General features: G+C 68.0%; 9 protein-coding genes. All 9 read left to right on the plus strand.

The genetic code is table 11. From position 1 onward, the window contains the following. Nucleotides 1–12: 12 nt before the first annotated feature. The 9 genes from B9N93_RS25600 to B9N93_RS16255 all read left to right on the plus strand — a co-directional run bounded on the left by B9N93_RS25600 (nt 13) and on the right by B9N93_RS16255 (nt 16,999). Complete coding sequence (locus tag B9N93_RS25600; RefSeq protein ID WP_176225286.1) at nt 13–8,088, plus strand: ribonuclease E domain-containing protein; 8,076 nt, start codon at nt 13–15, stop codon at nt 8,086–8,088. A 61-nt stretch (nt 8,089–8,149) separates the two neighbouring features. Then, nucleotides 8,150–9,994, plus strand: coding sequence for an O-linked N-acetylglucosamine transferase, SPINDLY family protein (locus tag B9N93_RS16220; protein WP_085215299.1), 1,845 nt, complete (start codon nt 8,150–8,152; stop codon nt 9,992–9,994). A gap of 170 nt (nt 9,995–10,164) precedes the next feature. After that, entirely contained in the window at nt 10,165–10,935 is a 771-nt protein-coding gene (gene rfbF, locus B9N93_RS16225) for a glucose-1-phosphate cytidylyltransferase (RefSeq protein WP_085215300.1), read from the plus strand. After that, nucleotides 10,932–12,032, plus strand: a complete 1,101-nt coding sequence (gene rfbG, locus B9N93_RS16230; protein WP_085216303.1) for a CDP-glucose 4,6-dehydratase — start codon at nt 10,932–10,934, stop codon at nt 12,030–12,032. The genes rfbF and rfbG overlap by 4 nt, the downstream gene beginning before the upstream one ends. Beyond that, a complete protein-coding gene (gene rfbH, locus B9N93_RS16235) occupies nt 11,992–13,311 on the plus strand; it encodes a lipopolysaccharide biosynthesis protein RfbH (RefSeq protein WP_085215301.1) in 1,320 nt (439 codons plus the stop codon). The genes rfbG and rfbH overlap by 41 nt, the downstream gene beginning before the upstream one ends. Next, nucleotides 13,308–13,892, plus strand: a complete 585-nt coding sequence (locus tag B9N93_RS16240; protein ID WP_085215302.1) for a dTDP-4-dehydrorhamnose 3,5-epimerase family protein — start codon at nt 13,308–13,310, stop codon at nt 13,890–13,892. The genes rfbH and B9N93_RS16240 overlap by 4 nt, the downstream gene beginning before the upstream one ends. Further along, nucleotides 13,889–14,770 (plus strand): NAD-dependent epimerase/dehydratase family protein, encoded by an 882-nt coding sequence (locus B9N93_RS16245; RefSeq protein WP_085215303.1) that lies wholly within the window; start codon nt 13,889–13,891, stop codon nt 14,768–14,770. The genes B9N93_RS16240 and B9N93_RS16245 overlap by 4 nt, the downstream gene beginning before the upstream one ends. Further along, complete coding sequence (locus B9N93_RS16250) at nt 14,767–15,942, plus strand: FkbM family methyltransferase (RefSeq protein WP_085215304.1); 1,176 nt, start codon at nt 14,767–14,769, stop codon at nt 15,940–15,942. Before B9N93_RS16245 ends, B9N93_RS16250 begins: the two co-directional genes overlap by 4 nt. Before the next feature lie 19 nt (nt 15,943–15,961). Continuing rightward, nucleotides 15,962–16,999, plus strand: a complete 1,038-nt coding sequence (locus B9N93_RS16255; RefSeq protein ID WP_085215305.1) for a radical SAM/SPASM domain-containing protein — start codon at nt 15,962–15,964, stop codon at nt 16,997–16,999. Nucleotides 17,000–17,017 lie beyond the last annotated feature (18 nt).

Consider the following 17,017-nt stretch of genomic DNA (forward strand, 5'->3'; position numbering starts at 1 on the left):
GAGGATACGAATATGAGCTCCATAGTCATTGGCATGACCACCGCCCAGATCGCTGCGCTCACGACGGTTCAGGTCCAATCGCTCTCCACTGCGGATTTCGCCGCACTCACTACCACTCAAATCGCGGCTTTCACCACCACCCAGATACAAATCATCGAGACCAGGGATTTGGCGGCGCTCTCGACGACCCAGATCAACCAAGGTCTGACCACCACCCAGGTCGCCGCGCTGACGACCGCGCAAGCGCTCAACCTGGGTACCGCCCAGGTCGCGGCCTTGACCACCGCCCAGGCGGCGGCGCTGGAAACCGCCGATCTCGCTGTCTTCAAGACCGCCCAGATCGCCATCATGAATACCGCCCAGGTCGCGGCCTTGACCACCACCCAGGCCGTCGCCCTCACCACCCTGCAAGCCGCGGCGCTGACCACCGCCCAGACGGCGGCGCTCACCACCGCCCAGGTCGCGGCCATGGAGACCGCCGACCTCGCCGCCTTCAAGACCCTCCAGGTCGCCGCACTCACCACCGCCCAGGTCGCGGCGCTCGCCACCGCCACCATCGCCGCCCTGAAAACCTCCCAGGTCGCCGCCTTGAAGACCGCCCAGGTCGCCGCGATGACCACCGCCGAAACCGTGGCCTTGACCACCGCCCAGGCCGCGATCCTCTCCGCCGCCCAGACGGCGGCCTTGACCACCGACCAAGTGGCGGCCCTCGAAACCGCCGACCTCGCCGCCTTCAAGACCCTCCAGGTCGCGGCGCTCACCACCGCCCAGGTCGCGGCCTTGACCACCACCCAGGCCGTCGCCCTCACCACCCTGCAAGCCGCGGCCCTGACCACCGCCCAGACGGCGGCGCTCACCACCGCCCAGGTCGCGGCCATGGAGACCGCCGACCTCGCCGCCTTCAAGACCCTCCAGGTCGCCGCACTCACCACCGCCCAGGTCGCGGCGCTCGCCACCGCCACCATCGCCGCCCTGAAGACCGCCCAGGTCTCCGCCTTGAAGACCGCTCAAATCGCCGCCCTCACCACCGCCGAAACCGTGGCCTTGACCACCGCCCAGGCCGCGATCCTCTCCACCGCCCAGACGGCGGCCTTGACCACCGACCAAGTGGCGGCCCTCGAAACCGCCGACCTCGCCGCCTTCAAGACCCTCCAGGTCGCGGCGCTCACCACCGCCCAGGTCGCGGCCTTGACCACCACCCAGGCCGTCGCCCTCACCACCCTGCAAGCCGCGGCCCTGACCACCGCCCAGACGGCGGCGCTCACCACCGCCCAGGTCGCGGCCATGGAGACCGCCGACCTCGCCGCCTTCAAGACCCTCCAGGTCGCCGCACTCACCACCGCCCAGGCGGCGGCGCTCACCACCGCGGCCATCGCCGCCTTGAAGACCGCCCAGGCGGCGGCGCTCACCACCGCCCAGGTCGCGGCGCTCACCACCACCCAGGCCGTCGCCCTCACCACCGCCCAGGCCGCGATCCTCTCCACCGCCCAGACGGCGGCCTTGACGACCTCGCAGGTCGCCGCCATGGAAACCACCGATCTCGTCGCCTTCAGGACGCTCCAGATCGCGGCGCTCACCACCGCCCAGGTCGCGGCCTTGACCACCACCCAGGCCGTCGCCCTCACCACCCTGCAAGCCGCGGCCCTGACCACCGCCCAGACGGCGGCGCTCACCACCGCCCAGGTCGCGGCCATGGAGACCGCCGACCTCGCCGCCTTCAAGACCCTCCAGGTCGCCGCACTCACCACCGCCCAGGTCGCGGCGCTCGCCACCGCCACCATCGCCGCCCTGAAGACCGCCCAGGTCGCCGCCTTGACCACCGCCCAGGTCGCCGCGATGACCACCGCCGAAGCCGTGGCCTTGACCACCGCCCAGGCCGCGATCCTCTCCACCGCCCAGACGGCGGCCTTGACCACCGACCAAGTGGCGGCCCTCGAAACCGCCGACCTCGCCGCCTTCAAGACCCTCCAGGTCGCGGCGCTCACCACCGCCCAGGTCGCGGCCTTGACCACCGCCCAGGCCGTCGCCCTCACCACCACCCAGGCCGCGGCGCTGACCACCGCCCAGACGGCGGCGCTCACCACCGCCCAGGTCGCGGCCATGGAGACCGCCGACCTCGCCGCCTTCAAGACCCTCCAGGTCGCGGCCCTCAGCACCGCCCAGGCGGCGGCGCTCACCACCGCGGCCATCGCCGCCTTGAAGACCGCCCAGGCGGCGGCGCTCACCACCGCCCAGGTCGCGGCCTTGACCACCGCCCAGGCCGTCGCCCTCACCACCGCCCAGGCCGCGGCGCTGACCACCGCCCAGACGGCGGCGCTCACCACCGCCCAGGTCGCGGCCATGGAGACCGCCGACCTCGCCGCCTTCAAGACCCTCCAGATCGCGGCGCTCACCACCGCCCAGGTCGCAGCGCTCGCCACCGCCACTATCGCCGCCCTGAAGACCGCCCAGGTCTCCGCCTTGAAGACCGCCCAAGTCGCCGCGCTCACCACCGCCGAAACCGTGGCCTTGACCACCGCCCAGGCCGCGATCCTCTCCACCGCCCAGACGGCGGCCTTGACCACCGACCAAGTGGCGGCCCTCGAAACCGCCGACCTCGCCGCCTTCAAGACCCTCCAGGTCGCGGCGCTCACCACCGCCCAGGTCGCGGCCTTGACCACCACCCAGGCCGTCGCCCTCACCACCCTGCAAGCCGCGGCCCTGACCACCGCCCAGACGGCGGCGCTCACCACCGCCCAGGTCGCGGCCATGGAGACCGCCGACCTCGCCGCCTTCAAGACCCTCCAGGTCGCGGCCCTCAGCACCGCCCAGGCGGCGGCGCTCACCACCGCCACCATCGCCGCCCTGAAGACCGCCCAGGTCGCCGCCTTGAAGAGCGCCCAAATCGCCGCGCTCACCACCGCCGAAACCGTGGCCTTGACCACCGCCCAGGCCGCGATCCTCTCCACCGCCCAGACGGCGGCCTTGACCACCGACCAAGTGGTGGCCCTCGAAACCGCCGACCTCGCCGCCTTCAAGACCCTCCAGGTCGCGGCGCTCACCACCGCCCAGGTCGCGGCCTTGACCACCACCCAGGCCGTCGCCCTCACCACCCTGCAAGCCGCGGCCCTGACCACCGCCCAGACGGCGGCGCTCACCACCGCCCAGGTCGCGGCCATGGAGACCGCCGACCTCGCCGCCTTCAAGACCCTCCAGGTCGCCGCACTCACCACCGCCCAGGTCGCGGCGCTTGCCACCGCCACCATCGCCGCCCTGAAGACCGCCCAGGTCTCCGCCTTGAAGACCGCCCAGGTCGCCGCGCTCACCACCGCCGAAACCGTGGCCTTGACCACCGCCCAGGCCGCGATCCTCTCCACCGCCCAGACGGCGGCCTTGACCACCGACCAAGTGGCGGCCCTCGAAACCGCCGACCTCGCCGCCTTCAAGACCCTCCAGGTCGCGGCGCTCACCACCGCCCAGGTTGCGGCCTTGACCACCACCCAGGCCGTCGCCCTCACCACCCTGCAAGCCGCGGCCCTGACCACCGCCCAGACGGCGGCGCTCACCACCGCCCAGGTCGCGGCCATGGAGACCGCCGACCTCGCCGCCTTCAAGACCCTCCAGGTCGCGGCACTCACCACCGCCCAGGTCGCGGCGCTCGCCACCGCCACCATCGCCGCCCTGAAGACCGCCCAGGTCGCCGCCTTGACCACCGCCCAGGTCGCCGCGATGACCACCGCCGAAACCGTGGCCTTGACCACCGCCCAGGCCGCGATCCTCTCCACCGCCCAGACGGCGGCCTTGACGACCTCGCAGGTCGCCGCCATGGAAACCACCGATCTCGTCGCCTTCAGGACGCTCCAGATCGCGGCGCTCACCACCGCCCAGGTCGCGGCCTTGACCACCACCCAGGCCGTCGCCCTCACCACCCTGCAAGCCGCGGCCCTGACCACCGCCCAGACGGCGGCGCTCACCACCGCCCAGGTCGCGGCCATGGAGACCGCCGACCTCGCCGCCTTCAAGACCCTCCAGGTCGCCGCACTCACCACCGCCCAGGTCGCGGCGCTCGCCACCGCCACCATCGCCGCCCTGAAGACCGCCCAGGTCGCCGCCTTGACCACCGCCCAGGTCGCCGCGATGACCACCGCCGAAGCCGTGGCCTTGACCACCGCCCAGGCCGCGATCCTCTCCACCGCCCAGACGGCGGCCTTGACCACCGACCAAGTGGCGGCCCTCGAAACCGCCGACCTCGCCGCCTTCAAGACCCTCCAGGTCGCGGCGCTCACCACCGCCCAGGTCGCGGCCTTGACCACCGCCCAGGCCGTCGCCCTCACCACCACCCAGGCCGCGGCGCTGACCACCGCCCAGACGGCGGCGCTCACCACCGCCCAGGTCGCGGCCATGGAGACCGCCGACCTCGCCGCCTTCAAGACCCTCCAGGTCGCGGCCCTCAGCACCGCCCAGGCGGCGGCGCTCACCACCGCGGCCATCGCCGCCTTGAAGACCGCCCAGGCGGCGGCGCTCACCACCGCCCAGGTCGCGGCCTTGACCACCGCCCAGGCCGTCGCCCTCACCACCGCCCAGGCCGCGGCGCTGACCACCGCCCAGACGGCGGCGCTCACCACCGCCCAGGTCGCGGCCATGGAGACCGCCGACCTCGCCGCCTTCAAGACCCTCCAGATCGCGGCGCTCACCACCGCCCAGGTCGCAGCGCTCGCCACCGCCACTATCGCCGCCCTGAAGACCGCCCAGGTCTCCGCCTTGAAGACCGCCCAAGTCGCCGCGCTCACCACCGCCGAAACCGTGGCCTTGACCACCGCCCAGGCCGCGATCCTCTCCACCGCCCAGACGGCGGCCTTGACCACCGACCAAGTGGCGGCCCTCGAAACCGCCGACCTCGCCGCCTTCAAGACCCTCCAGGTCGCGGCGCTCACCACCGCCCAGGTCGCGGCCTTGACCACCACCCAGGCCGTCGCCCTCACCACCCTGCAAGCCGCGGCCCTGACCACCGCCCAGACGGCGGCGCTCACCACCGCCCAGGTCGCGGCCATGGAGACCGCCGACCTCGCCGCCTTCAAGACCCTCCAGATCGCGGCACTCACCACCGCCCAGGTCGCGGCGCTCGCCACCGCCACCATCGCCGCCCTGAAGACCGCCCAGGTCGCCGCCCTGAAGACCGCCCAGGTCGCCGCGCTCACCACCGCCGAAACCGTGGCCTTGACCACCGCCCAGGCCGCGATCCTCTCCGCCGCCCAGACGGCGGCCTTGACCACCGACCAAGTGGCGGCCCTCGAAACCGCCGACCTCGCCGCCTTCAAGACCCTCCAGGTCGCGGCGCTCACCACCGCCCAGGTCGCGGCCTTGACCACCACCCAGGCCGTGGCCCTCACCACCCTGCAAGCTGCGGCCCTGACCACCGCCCAGACGGCGGCGCTCACCACCGCCCAGGTCGCGGCCATGGAGACCGCCGACCTCGCCGCCTTCAAGACCCTCCAGATCGCGGCACTCACCACCGCCCAGGTCGCGGCGCTCGCCACCGCCACCATCGCCGCCCTGAAGACCGCCCAGGTCGCCGCCCTGAAGACCGCCCAGGTCGCCGCGCTCACCACCGCCGAAACCGTGGCCTTGACCACCGCCCAGGCCGCGATCCTCTCCACCGCCCAGACGGCGGCCTTGACCACCGACCAAGTGGTGGCCCTCGAAACCGCCGACCTCGCCGCCTTCAAGACCCTCCAGGTCGCGGCGCTCACCACCGCCCAGGTCGCGGCCTTGACCACCACCCAGGCCGTCGCCCTCACCACCCTGCAAGCCGCAGCCCTGACCACCGCCCAGACGGCGGCGCTCACCACCGCCCAGGTCGCGGCCATGGAGACCGCCGACCTCGCCGCCTTCAAGACCCTCCAGGTCGCGGCACTCAGCACCGCCCAGGCGGCGGCGCTCACCACCGCGGCCATCGCCGCCTTGAAGACCGCCCAGGCGGCGGCGCTCACCACCGCCCAGGTCGCGGCGCTCACCACCGCCCAGGCCGTCGCCCTCACCACCGCCCAGGCCGCGATCCTCTCCACCGCCCAGACGGCGGCCTTGACGACCTCGCAGGTCGCCGCCATGGAAACCACCGATCTCGTCGCCTTCAGGACGCTCCAGATCGCGGCGCTCACCACCGCCCAGGTCGCGGCCTTGACCACCACCCAGGCCGTCGCCCTCACCACCCTGCAAGCCGCGGCCCTGACCACCGCCCAAACGGCGGCGCTCACCACCGCCCAGGTCGCGGCCATGGAGACCGCCGACCTCGCCGCCTTCAAGACCCTCCAGGTCGCGGCACTCACCACCGCCCAGGTCGCGGCGCTCGCCACCGCCACCATCGCCGCCCTGAAGACCGCCCAGGTCGCCGCCTTGAAGACCGCCCAGGTCGCCGCGCTCACCACCGCCGAAACCGTGGCCTTGACCACCGCCCAGGCCGCGATCCTCTCCACCGCCCAGACGGCGGCCTTGACGACCTCGCAGGTCGCCACCATGGAAACCACCGATCTCGTCGCCTTCAGGACGCTCCAGGTCGCGGCGCTCACCACCGTCCAGGTGGCGGCGCTCACCACCGCCACTATCGCAGCGCTCACCACCGCCCAGGCGACGGCGCTCACCACCGCACAAGTCGCGGCCCTCACCACCGCCCAGGCCGTGGCCCTGACCACGGTCCAAGCCGCGATCCTCTCCACCGCCCAAACCACGGCGCTCACCACGACCCAGGTCGCCGCCCTCGAAACCGCCGATCTCGCCGCCCTCAGGACCGCCCAGATCGCGGCCTTGACCACCGCCCAGATCGCGGCCCTGACCACCGCCGAAGCGGTCGCCCTGACCACTCTCCAGGCGGCGTCCCTGACCACCGCGCAAGCGGCGGCTTTGACCACCGACCAAGTGGCGGCCCTTGAAACCGCCGATCTGGTCGCACTGGGCACCACCCAAATCGCCGCACTCACCACGGCGGGTATCGCGGCGCTCACCACCAACGCCATCGTGGCCCTGACCACCCGTCAGGTCGTGGCCCTGACCACCCAGCAGTTGGTGAACCTGACCACGGTACAAGTGGCCGCGATGGAAACCGGCGACCTCACCGCCCTGACCACCAGCCAGATCGTGGTATTGACCACCCACCAGATCGCGGCCCTGACCACCTTCGAGGTGGCCGCGCTCAACACCGCCCAGGTCATGGCGCTGACCACCACCCAGATCAGTTCCTTCAACACCATCCAGATCAGCCATTTGCAGATCGGGAGTCCGGTGGCGCTGGACCTCAACGGGGATGGCGTCAAATCGCTGGGAATCGACGCCGGCACGCGCTTCGACCTGTTCGGCAGCGGGCAGGACACCGCCACCGGCTGGATCGACCGGGAAGATGGCCTGTTGGCGCTGGACCGCAACCACGATGGCGTGATCGGCGACGGTACCGAGTTGTTCGGCGATGCCACCCCGCTGCCTTCCGGCGGCACGGCGGCCAACGGCTACGCGGCCCTGGCGGCCCTGGACCAAGACCACGACGGCCAGCTCAACGCCCAGGACGCGGCCTTCCAAGACCTCCGGGTCTGGGTCGATGCCAACTCGGACGGCGTCAGCCAATCCGGGGAACTGCGGACCCTCGCCGCCTTGGGTATCACGCAAATCGGGGTGAATGCCGAGCAGACTTCGATCAAGGACCAAGGCAACTGGATCAACCTGATTTCCACCTACCAGACCCAGGACGGGACTACCCATCAAACGGCGGATGTCTGGTTCGTGGCCGACAAATCGCAGCAGACCCAAGGCGACGCCCAAGACTTGCGGACCCAGGTCAGCGGCATGGCCCAGGCCATCGCGGCCTTCGCCGAGTCCCAGACCCAGCCCGCCGGCGGCACGCTGCCGGGACTCGACGCCCCGTCCGGCAACCAGACCGGCACCGTGGCGGCGAACGTCTCCCGCATCAGCGGCTTGTTGGACCGCTTCGACGCCAACGGCAACCCGCGCTCCGCCGTGCCGGGATTGGGGCAATCGACCGCCACGCCGCTCAACGTCGCGGACGCGCTGGACCCGGCCAAAACCGGCTTCCTCTCCATCGGCGGCGACAAGGGAGGCAAATAGCTTGGCAAACGCGGACCGAAGCCGATAGGCTGCGCCGATTGCAATCCAGGAGGTGGGTCAATTGGTCACACAAAGCGGAAAACTGGTACAAGCCATAGCGTTACAGAACCAGGGCGACTGGGCCACAGCGGCCCGGTTGTTCCGGGAAATCCTAGAGGACGAACCCAGCAATGGTGCCGCCCTCTATTCCCTAGCCGTCATCGCCCTGAACCAGGGCGATCCGGCGGAAGGTTTGGCCTATTGCGAGCGGGGCACGCGGGCGGCTCCGCATTTCGCTCCGCTCTGGTTCGCGCAGGGTTCGTTGCTGCAAACCCTGGGGCGGCGACAGGAAGCCCTGGCCAGCTACGACCAAGCCTTGGCGATCCAGCCCGATTATGTGGAGGCGCTGGTCAACAGCGGTGCCCTGCTGCGGGATTTGCTCCGCCACCAGGACGCCCTGGCCCGCTTCGACCGGGCCTTGGCGCTGAATCCCGACTATCTCCCAGCCCTCGCCAACAGCGCCATCCTGCTGACCGAATTCAAGCAAGGGGAACAAGCCATCGCCCGTTTCGAGCGGCTGTTGCAACTCAATCCCGGCTACGACTACGGGCCGGGGCTGTTGCTGTATGAAAAGATGCATTGCGCCGACTGGAACGGCTTCGAGTCCGCCCGCGCCGCCATCGTCGAGGGCATCCGGGCCGGGCGCAAGGTCTGCAAGTCCCTGGCTTTCATGGCCTTGTCCGATAGCGCCAGCGACCAATTCCTCTGCGCCCGTTTGTTCGCCCATTACTACTGCCCGCCGCCCGGCCCGCCCTTATGGCGCGGCGAGCGCTATACCCACGACCGCATCCGGCTGGCCTATGTGTCGCCGGATTTGCGCGAGCATCCGGTCGGGCATCTGATGGCCGGGGTGTTCGAGCATCACGACAAAAGCCGGTTCGAGACCTTCGCCATCTCGCTGGGACCGGACGACGGCAGCCGTCTACGCGGACGCATGGTGCAAGCCTTCGACCATTTCATCGACGCCCGCGCCCTGGGCGCCCGCCAAATCGCCGAGCAGATGCGGGCCATGGAAGTGGATATCGCGGTCGATCTGGCCGGTTATACCTCGGATTCGCGCATCGAAATCTTCGCCCACCGCCCGGCCCCGGTGCAGGTCAATTTCCTGGGCTATCCGGGCACCTTGGGCGTCGGCTTCATGGATTACCTCCTGGCCGACCGCCAGGTCATCCCGCCCGAACACCAGCCGTTCTACAGCGAGCGTGTGGCCTATCTGCCGGATTGCTACCTGCCGACCGATGCTTCCATCGCAATCGGTCCGACCCCGACCCGCGCCGACTGCGGCCTGCCGGACACGGGGCGGGTGTTCTGCTCGTTCAGCCAGGACTACAAAATCTCGCCGCCGCTGTGGGCGGTATGGATGCGGGTCTTGGCGCAGGTGCCGGACAGCGTGCTATGGCTGGCCTCGCGCGGTGACACCAACCGCCGCAACCTGCAAGCCGCCGCCCAAGCCCAGGGCATAGCCCCCGGACGTTTGGTCTTCGCCGGACGGGTGCCGAGAGTCGAGGACCATCTGGCCCGCTACCGCCTCGCCGACCTCTTTCTCGACACTTGGCCTTATAACGCCCATAGCACGGCGGCGGACGCGCTCATGGCCGGTTTGCCGGTGGTGACCTATATGGGCGGGGCGTTCCCGGCACGGGTGGCCGGGAGCCTGTTGCACGCCATCGGCATGCCCGAATTGATCGCCACCTCGCTCGACGGCTATGCCGATTTGATTATCGAATTGGCCCATGCCCCCACCCGCATCGCCGGCCTGAAGGAACGGCTACGCACGGAACGCGGCCACTGGCCCTTGTTCGATACCGCGCGTTTTTGCCGAAATCTGGAATTGGCCTATGCTTCCATGCTAAGCCAGGGCTATTAATAATTGGCTCCATGGCCGCCGCCGGGCGGGCCGGGAATCCAAGACCAGCCGCTGGAACATGGCCCACCGTAAGCTTGTAGTAGGCACGGCAAGGTGGGCCTGGGTACATGCCCACCCTACGTGGCGCACACTAGGGATGGCGACTAGGCAAGCCTCCCGGAGGTTGTGACATGAAAGCCGTGATCCTGGCGGGTGGCCTGGGCACCCGGATTTCCGAGGAATCCCACCTACAGCCCAAACCGATGATCGCCATCGGCGGCAAGCCCATCCTGTGGCACATCATGAAGATTTATTCCAGCCACGGAATCAACGACTTCATCATCTGCCTGGGCTACAAGGGCTATCTCATCAAGGACTACTTCGCCAATTATTTCCTGCACATGTCGGACGTGACCTTCGATGTGGCCGAGAACCGCATGGAAATCCACGACCGCCACGCCGAACCCTGGCGCGTCACCCTGATCGACACCGGACCCGACACCCAGACCGGAGGCCGCTTGAAGCGGGTCCGCCGCTACCTGGGACCGGAGGATTTCTGTTTCACCTATGGCGATGGCTTGGCCGATGTGGATATCGGCGGCTTGGTGGATTTCCATCGCAAGCACGGACGGCTGGCGACGGTGACGGCGGTGCAACCACCGGGGCGCTATGGCGCTTTGCGGCTGGAAGGCGGCGATGTGCTGGGCTTCGAGGAAAAACCCCGTGGCGATGGCGGCTGGATCAACGGCGGCTTCTTCGTGCTGGCCCCCGGCGCGGTCGATTTCATCGAGGGCGACGACACCTCCTGGGAACGCCAACCCCTGGAACAACTGGCGCGGGAAGGCCAATTGCAAGCCCACCGCCATGTGGGATTCTGGCAGCCGATGGACACCTTGCGCGACAAAATCCTATTGGAAGAACTCTGGCAAACGGGCAAAGCCCCGTGGAAGGTATGGTCATGACTCCCGATTTCTGGCGCGGCAAAACAGTCTTCGTGACCGGGCACACCGGTTTCAAAGGGGCTTGGCTTTGCCTGTGGCTACAGCGGATGGGGGCGGAAGTGGTCGGCTACGCCCTGTCGCCGCCGACCGAGCCTAGCTTGTTCGAGCTAGCCAATGTCGCCCGCGATATGCATTCCATCGAAGGCGATATCCGCGACGACGACGCCCTGGAACGCGCCTTGCGCCTGGCCCGGCCCGAGATCGTCATCCATATGGCGGCGCAACCCCTGGTCCGCCATGCCTACGCCCATCCGGTCGAGACCTATTCCACCAATATCATGGGCACGGTCCACCTGCTGCAAGCGGTGCGCGGCGTGGCCTCGGTGCGGGCGCTGGTCAATGTCACCAGCGACAAATGCTACGAGAACCGGGAATGGTCCTGGGGCTACCGCGAGAACGAAGCCATGGGTGGCCGCGATCCCTATAGCAGCAGCAAAGGCTGCGCCGAACTGGTGACGGCGGCTTTCCGCCAATCCTATTTCGGGCCGGGCGGACATCCGGCGGCCCTCGCCACCGCAAGGGCCGGCAATGTCATCGGCGGCGGCGACTGGGCCGAAGACCGGCTGATTCCCGACATCCTGCGCCATATCGAGGCCGGGAAAATCCTCAAAATCCGCAATCCCGCCGCCATCCGGCCTTGGCAACACGTCCTCGAACCCCTGGGCGGCTATCTGACCCTGGCGGAGCGGCTGTACCAGGACGGCGCGGCCTTCGCCGAAGCCTGGAATTTCGGCCCGGCCAAATCCGATGCCAAGCCGGTGCGCTGGATCGTGGAACGGCTGCGGACCGTATGGCCAGACCGGCTGCGCTGGGAATTCGATGCCCACCCCCAGCCCCACGAAGCCACCCACCTCCGGCTGGACTGCGAAAAAGCGGCGGACCGCCTGGGCTGGCAACCGCGCTGGCACCTGGCACGGGCGCTCGACGCCGTGACCGAATGGCACACGGGCCACTGGTCGGGAGCCGACCCCCGCAGCCTGAGCCTGCGCCAGATCGACACCTACATGCAGGAAGACGATGACCGCGAGCAAAGCTGGGATCAGGCAGCAAATTCTTGAACTGGTCGCCCGCTACGCCGCCGCCGAAGCCCCGGCGGCGTTCGTGCCGGGCCGGACGCCGGTACCGCCGTCCGGCAAGGTGATCGGTGCCCCCGAGATGCAGGCCATGGTCGAGGCCGCGCTGGATGGCTGGCTGACCACGGGCCGCTTCAACGCCGCTTTCGAGCAACGCCTGGGCCGTTTCCTGGGCGCGAAACACGTCCTCACCGTCAATTCCGGTTCATCCGCCAACCTGCTGGCGTTCTCGGCCCTGACCTCGCCCAAACTGGGCGAACGCGCCATCCGCCCCGGCGACGAAGTCATCGGCGTCGCCGCCGCCTTCCCGACCACGGTCAACCCCATCCTGCAAGCGGGTGCGGTGCCGATATTCGTGGATGTGGAGCTTCCCACCTACAACGCCCATCCCGCCCAGGTCGAAGCCGCCATCGGACCCAAGACCAAGGCCATCATGCTGGCCCATACCCTGGGCAACCCATTCGACCTGGACGCCATCGCCGCGCTGGCCGAAAAGCACGGCCTCTGGTTGATCGAGGATTGCTGCGACGCCCTGGGTTCGACCTACCGGGGCCATCCGGTCGGGACTTTCGGCGCGGTCGGCACCTTGAGCTTCTATCCCGCCCATCACATCACCATGGGCGAAGGCGGGGCGGTATTCACCCAAAGCGGCAAGCTGAAACCCATCCTGGAATCCTTCCGCGACTGGGGCCGGGATTGCTTCTGCGCCCCCGGCCAGGACAACACCTGCGGCAAGCGCTTTTGCTGGCAACTGGGCGACCTGCCCCCCGGCTACGACCACAAATACACCTATTCCCACCTGGGCTATAACCTCAAGATCAGCGATATGCAGGCCGCGTGCGCCCTGGCCCAGATGGACCGGCTGAACGGGTTCATCCAGGCCCGCAAGGATAACTTCACCCATCTCAAAACCCGGCTGCGCGAACTGGAAGAATTCCTGATCCTGCCCGAAGCCACACCGGGCAGCGACCCGGCCTGGTTCGGTTTTCCCATCACCCTGCGCCAAGGCGGACGCCTGGAACTGCTGCGCCACCTCGACCGCCACCGCATCGGCACCCGTTTGTTGTTCGCCGGCAATTTGACCCGGCAACCCTATATGGCGGGACGCGACTACCGGATATGCGGCGATCTCGCCAACACCGACCGGATCATGCACGACACTTTTTGGATCGGCGTCTATCCCGGCCTCGACCGGGATCAACTGGACTTCGCCTGCGATACCCTGGCCGCTTTCTTCAAGCGGACGGAAGGGGCCGGACCATGAGCGCCACGCGCTCCGATCCGGCGGGCTTGTTCGAGGCGCGGGCGACCGCCCTGCCCGGCTGCCTCGAACTCAGGCCACGGATCATCGGCGATGGACGCGGGCGCTTCGTCAAGGTGTTCCATGCCGGGGCTTTCGCCGCCTTGGGGCTGGCGACCGAATACCCGGAAGAGTATTACTCGGTCTCCAAGGCCGGGGTCATCCGTGGCCTGCATTTCCAGGTGCCCCCCATGGACCATGCCAAACTGGTGTTTTGCGTGGCGGGCAGGATACAAGACGCGGCGCTGGATATCCGCCGGGGTTCGCCGACCTATGGCCGCAGCCTGACCCTGGAACTCTCCGCCGAACTGGGCAATATGCTCTATCTGCCGAGCGGTCTGGCCCATGGCTTCTGCGTCCTCGATGAAACCGCCGTGGTGGTCTACCAGACCAGTCGCCCGTATTCCCCGGCGCACGATAGCGGACTGCGCTGGGATTCCGCCGGTATCCCCTGGCACACCGCCAAACCCATCCTGTCGGAGCGCGACCAAGGGCATCCACCCTTCGCGGACTACGTCAGCCCCTTCGTATTCACGCCGCCATGAAGATTTTCGTGACCGGCGCGACCGGCTTTATCGGTTCCCATCTGGTGCCCCACCTGCTCGGCCTGGGACACGAGGTCGGCTGCGCTTCGAGGAGCGCCGAGCCGCCCAGGAACACCCGCACCTGGAGCGTCGGCCCGGACGGCCTGGGGTTCCGCGCCGCCTTGGCGGAGTTCCGGCCCGAGGTGGTGGTCCATCTGGCGGCGCTCTATATCGCCGAACACCGCTACGAAGAGGTCGGCTCCTTGGTGACGGCGAACCTCCAATACGGGGCTTATCTGCTGGACGCCATGCGGGACAGCGGTTGCGGCGCGATGGTCTATGCCGGGACTGCCTGGCAGCACTACGAAAACGCCGACTACCGGCCCGCCAACCTCTATGCCGCGACCAAGCAAGCCTTCTCCACCCTGGCCGAATACTATCTGGACGCCCTGGGAATGAAGCTCCTGGAACTGCACCTCTACGACAGCTATGGCGAGGGCGACCCCCGGAAAAAGTTGATCGATTTACTAAAGTTCTACGCCGGATCGACCGATACACTGGCCATGTCACAAGGAAATCAACGCCTCCATCTGGTCCATATCGACGACCTCGCACGGGGTTTCGCGCTGGCTTGCGAGCAAGTACGGCACTTCGGAGCGGGCGAGCGGCGGGTCTACCGTCTACCCTCCAAGGGCGCGGTATCGCTGCGCGCACTGGTGGACGCCTTCAACGCCGCCGACCCGGCGCATCCCGTCCGCGTGGCCTGGGGCGCACGGCCCTACCGGGAGCGCGAGGTGTTCGAGCCTTGGGAAAACACCGCAATCTTGCCCGGATGGTGGCCGGAAATCGATCTGGCGACAGGGTTGTCCCGGCTCCGCCGCCAGGAAAGCCCGCCATGAACCAGGATTACCGCGCCCGCCTGTTTCCCGAGATTTGCAAGGCCGACACGCCCGCAGGTTTGCTGGCCGTGGCCCGCGCCGCCGCAGCCCTGCATCCCTGGGCGGCGGACGGTACGGTGGACCCGAGCGAACTCCTGGGCGGGGATTTACCGCTCGCGCTGTACGGCGCGGGCCGGTTCGCCCAATCGGTGCTGGCACACTGGCTGCCCTTGGGCATCCGGCCCGCGTTCTGCGTGGACAACAACCCCAAGTTCTGGGGCAAGGCACTATTGGGCATCCCCATCGCGCCCGTGGCCGCGCTCTGGGAACACCGCCCCACGCCACGGGTGGTGGTGGCGGCGATGATTAACGGCGGGATCGCGGCGGAACTGGCCGCGCACGGCCTCCCCTGCCTGTTCGCCGAACGCGACGGCCAAGTCGGCTATTTGCCGGGTTGGCATTTGCTGCAGGCCGGGGCGGACCTGGAACGGCTCTGGCCAGCGCTCGCGGACGATCATTCCCGCCGGGTTCTGCTGGCGGCTGGCAAGGCGCGGCTGTTCCAGGACATCCATTTCGAGATGGTCGGCAGCCCCTTCCTGCATCAGGTCGCCAGCGCCCCGCAATATTTCCAGGCCGATCTCCTGGATTTCGCGGACGGCGAAACCTGGGTGGATTGTGGCGCTTTCGACGGCGATTTCGTGGTGGGGGGGCACGCCTTCATGCACGCGGCGGGACGGAAAGTGCCGGGCATCCACGCCTTCGAAGCCGACGCGGACAATCTGGCCCGGTTGCGGCGGACGGTGCGCGATTACGGCCTGGAGAATGTCCAGCTACACCATGCGCTGGTGGGCGACGCGGACGGTTGGTGCGCCGAACCCGATTTCAACAACTGCCGCGCCGACGGAACCAGCGCCCCGGTGCGCCGGGTGACGCTCGATTCGGCATTGGCAGGCCGGGAAGTGCATTTCGTGAAAATGGACATCGAGGGCGCGGAACCGGACGCCCTGCAAGGAGCGCGGAGCCTCATGGGCCAGTGGCATCCCAAGCTGGCGATCTGTGTCTACCATGAAACCCGACACCTGTTGGATATTCCGTTGTCGCTCTATGACCTTCATGCGGGATACCGGATATACCTCAGGCACCATTCCACCCACACCCTGTGGGAAACCGTTTGCTATGCCGCTCCCGGCTGATGCTCCAAGGAGGTTCCGAATGAAGGCCCAGGTCAAACCCAGGATCAACCTGGACAACCGCACCCCGTTGCAAGAAGTGATCCCCCTGTCCACGCCCTTCGTGCTGTTCGTGGACCCCGTGAACACCTGCAATTTCCAGTGCAAATTCTGCCCCACCGGAGATCGGGAACTGATCCGCTCGACCGGACGCTGGCAAGGGCGGCTGGACTTCGAGGTCTACCGCAAGCTCATCGACGACCTGGGCGAATTCGACCAGCCGTTGAAAGTGCTGCGCCTCTACAAGGAAGGCGAACCCTTGCTGCATACCCGCTTCGCCGATATGGTCGGCTACGCCAAGCGCAGCGGCCATGTGCAATACATCGACACCACCACCAACGGCTATTTGCTGACGCCGGACCGGGTGGGACCGATCCTGGACGCCGGCATCGACCGCATCAACATCTCCGTCGATGGCATGTCCAGCGCGCAATATTGGGAATTCACCCAGACGCGGGTGGATTTCGACCGCTTCGTCGATAACATCCGCCAGCTTTACCAGCGCAAGGGCGATTGCGAAATCTGCGTCAAGATTCCGGGCGATATCCTCGGCGAGACGGACAAACAGCGCTTCTACGACATCTTCGGCGAGATCGCCGACCGGGTGTTCATCGAAAACTTCGCGCCCTGCTGGCCCAGCTTCGACGTGGAGGAACGCACCGGGATCGAAATCACCGAAGGCATCTACGGCAACACCATCCACGATATCGAAACCTGCCCGTATATCTTTTATTCCATGGCCGTCAACACCGACGGCAGCGTCAGCCTATGTTTCCTGGACTGGGCGCGCAAGCTTTCCATCGGCGATGTCCGCACCGAATCCCTGAAAGCCATCTGGAATGGTGAAGCCATGCGCCGCCACCGCATCGCCCATTTGAGCGGCTGCCGCAAGGACGACCCCACTTGCGCCGCCTGCGGCCAATTGAGCCATTGCCTGCCCGACAACATCGATCCCTATCGCTGGCAACTCCTGGAGCGGATCGATCCGGGCACCCGCCCCCCGTTGGGAAAAGTGGCCTAGGCTTAGCCCATCACTGTG

Source organism: Methylomagnum ishizawai (genome assembly GCF_900155475.1).
Taxonomy (GTDB): domain Bacteria; phylum Pseudomonadota; class Gammaproteobacteria; order Methylococcales; family Methylococcaceae; genus Methylomagnum; species Methylomagnum ishizawai_A.

Coding starts and splice junctions, on each gene's coding strand:
- B9N93_RS16245 (WP_085215303.1), top strand. CDS start 13,889: ATGAAGATTTTCGTGACCGGCGCGACCGGCTTTATCGGTTCCCATCTG.
- B9N93_RS16250 (WP_085215304.1), top strand. CDS start 14,767: ATGAACCAGGATTACCGCGCCCGCCTGTTTCCCGAGATTTGCAAGGCC.
- B9N93_RS16240 (WP_085215302.1), top strand. CDS start 13,308: ATGAGCGCCACGCGCTCCGATCCGGCGGGCTTGTTCGAGGCGCGGGCG.
- B9N93_RS25600 (WP_176225286.1), top strand. CDS start 13: ATGAGCTCCATAGTCATTGGCATGACCACCGCCCAGATCGCTGCGCTC.
- rfbH (WP_085215301.1), top strand. CDS start 11,992: ATGACCGCGAGCAAAGCTGGGATCAGGCAGCAAATTCTTGAACTGGTC.
- rfbF (WP_085215300.1), top strand. CDS start 10,165: ATGAAAGCCGTGATCCTGGCGGGTGGCCTGGGCACCCGGATTTCCGAG.
- rfbG (WP_085216303.1), top strand. CDS start 10,932: ATGACTCCCGATTTCTGGCGCGGCAAAACAGTCTTCGTGACCGGGCAC.
- B9N93_RS16255 (WP_085215305.1), top strand. CDS start 15,962: ATGAAGGCCCAGGTCAAACCCAGGATCAACCTGGACAACCGCACCCCG.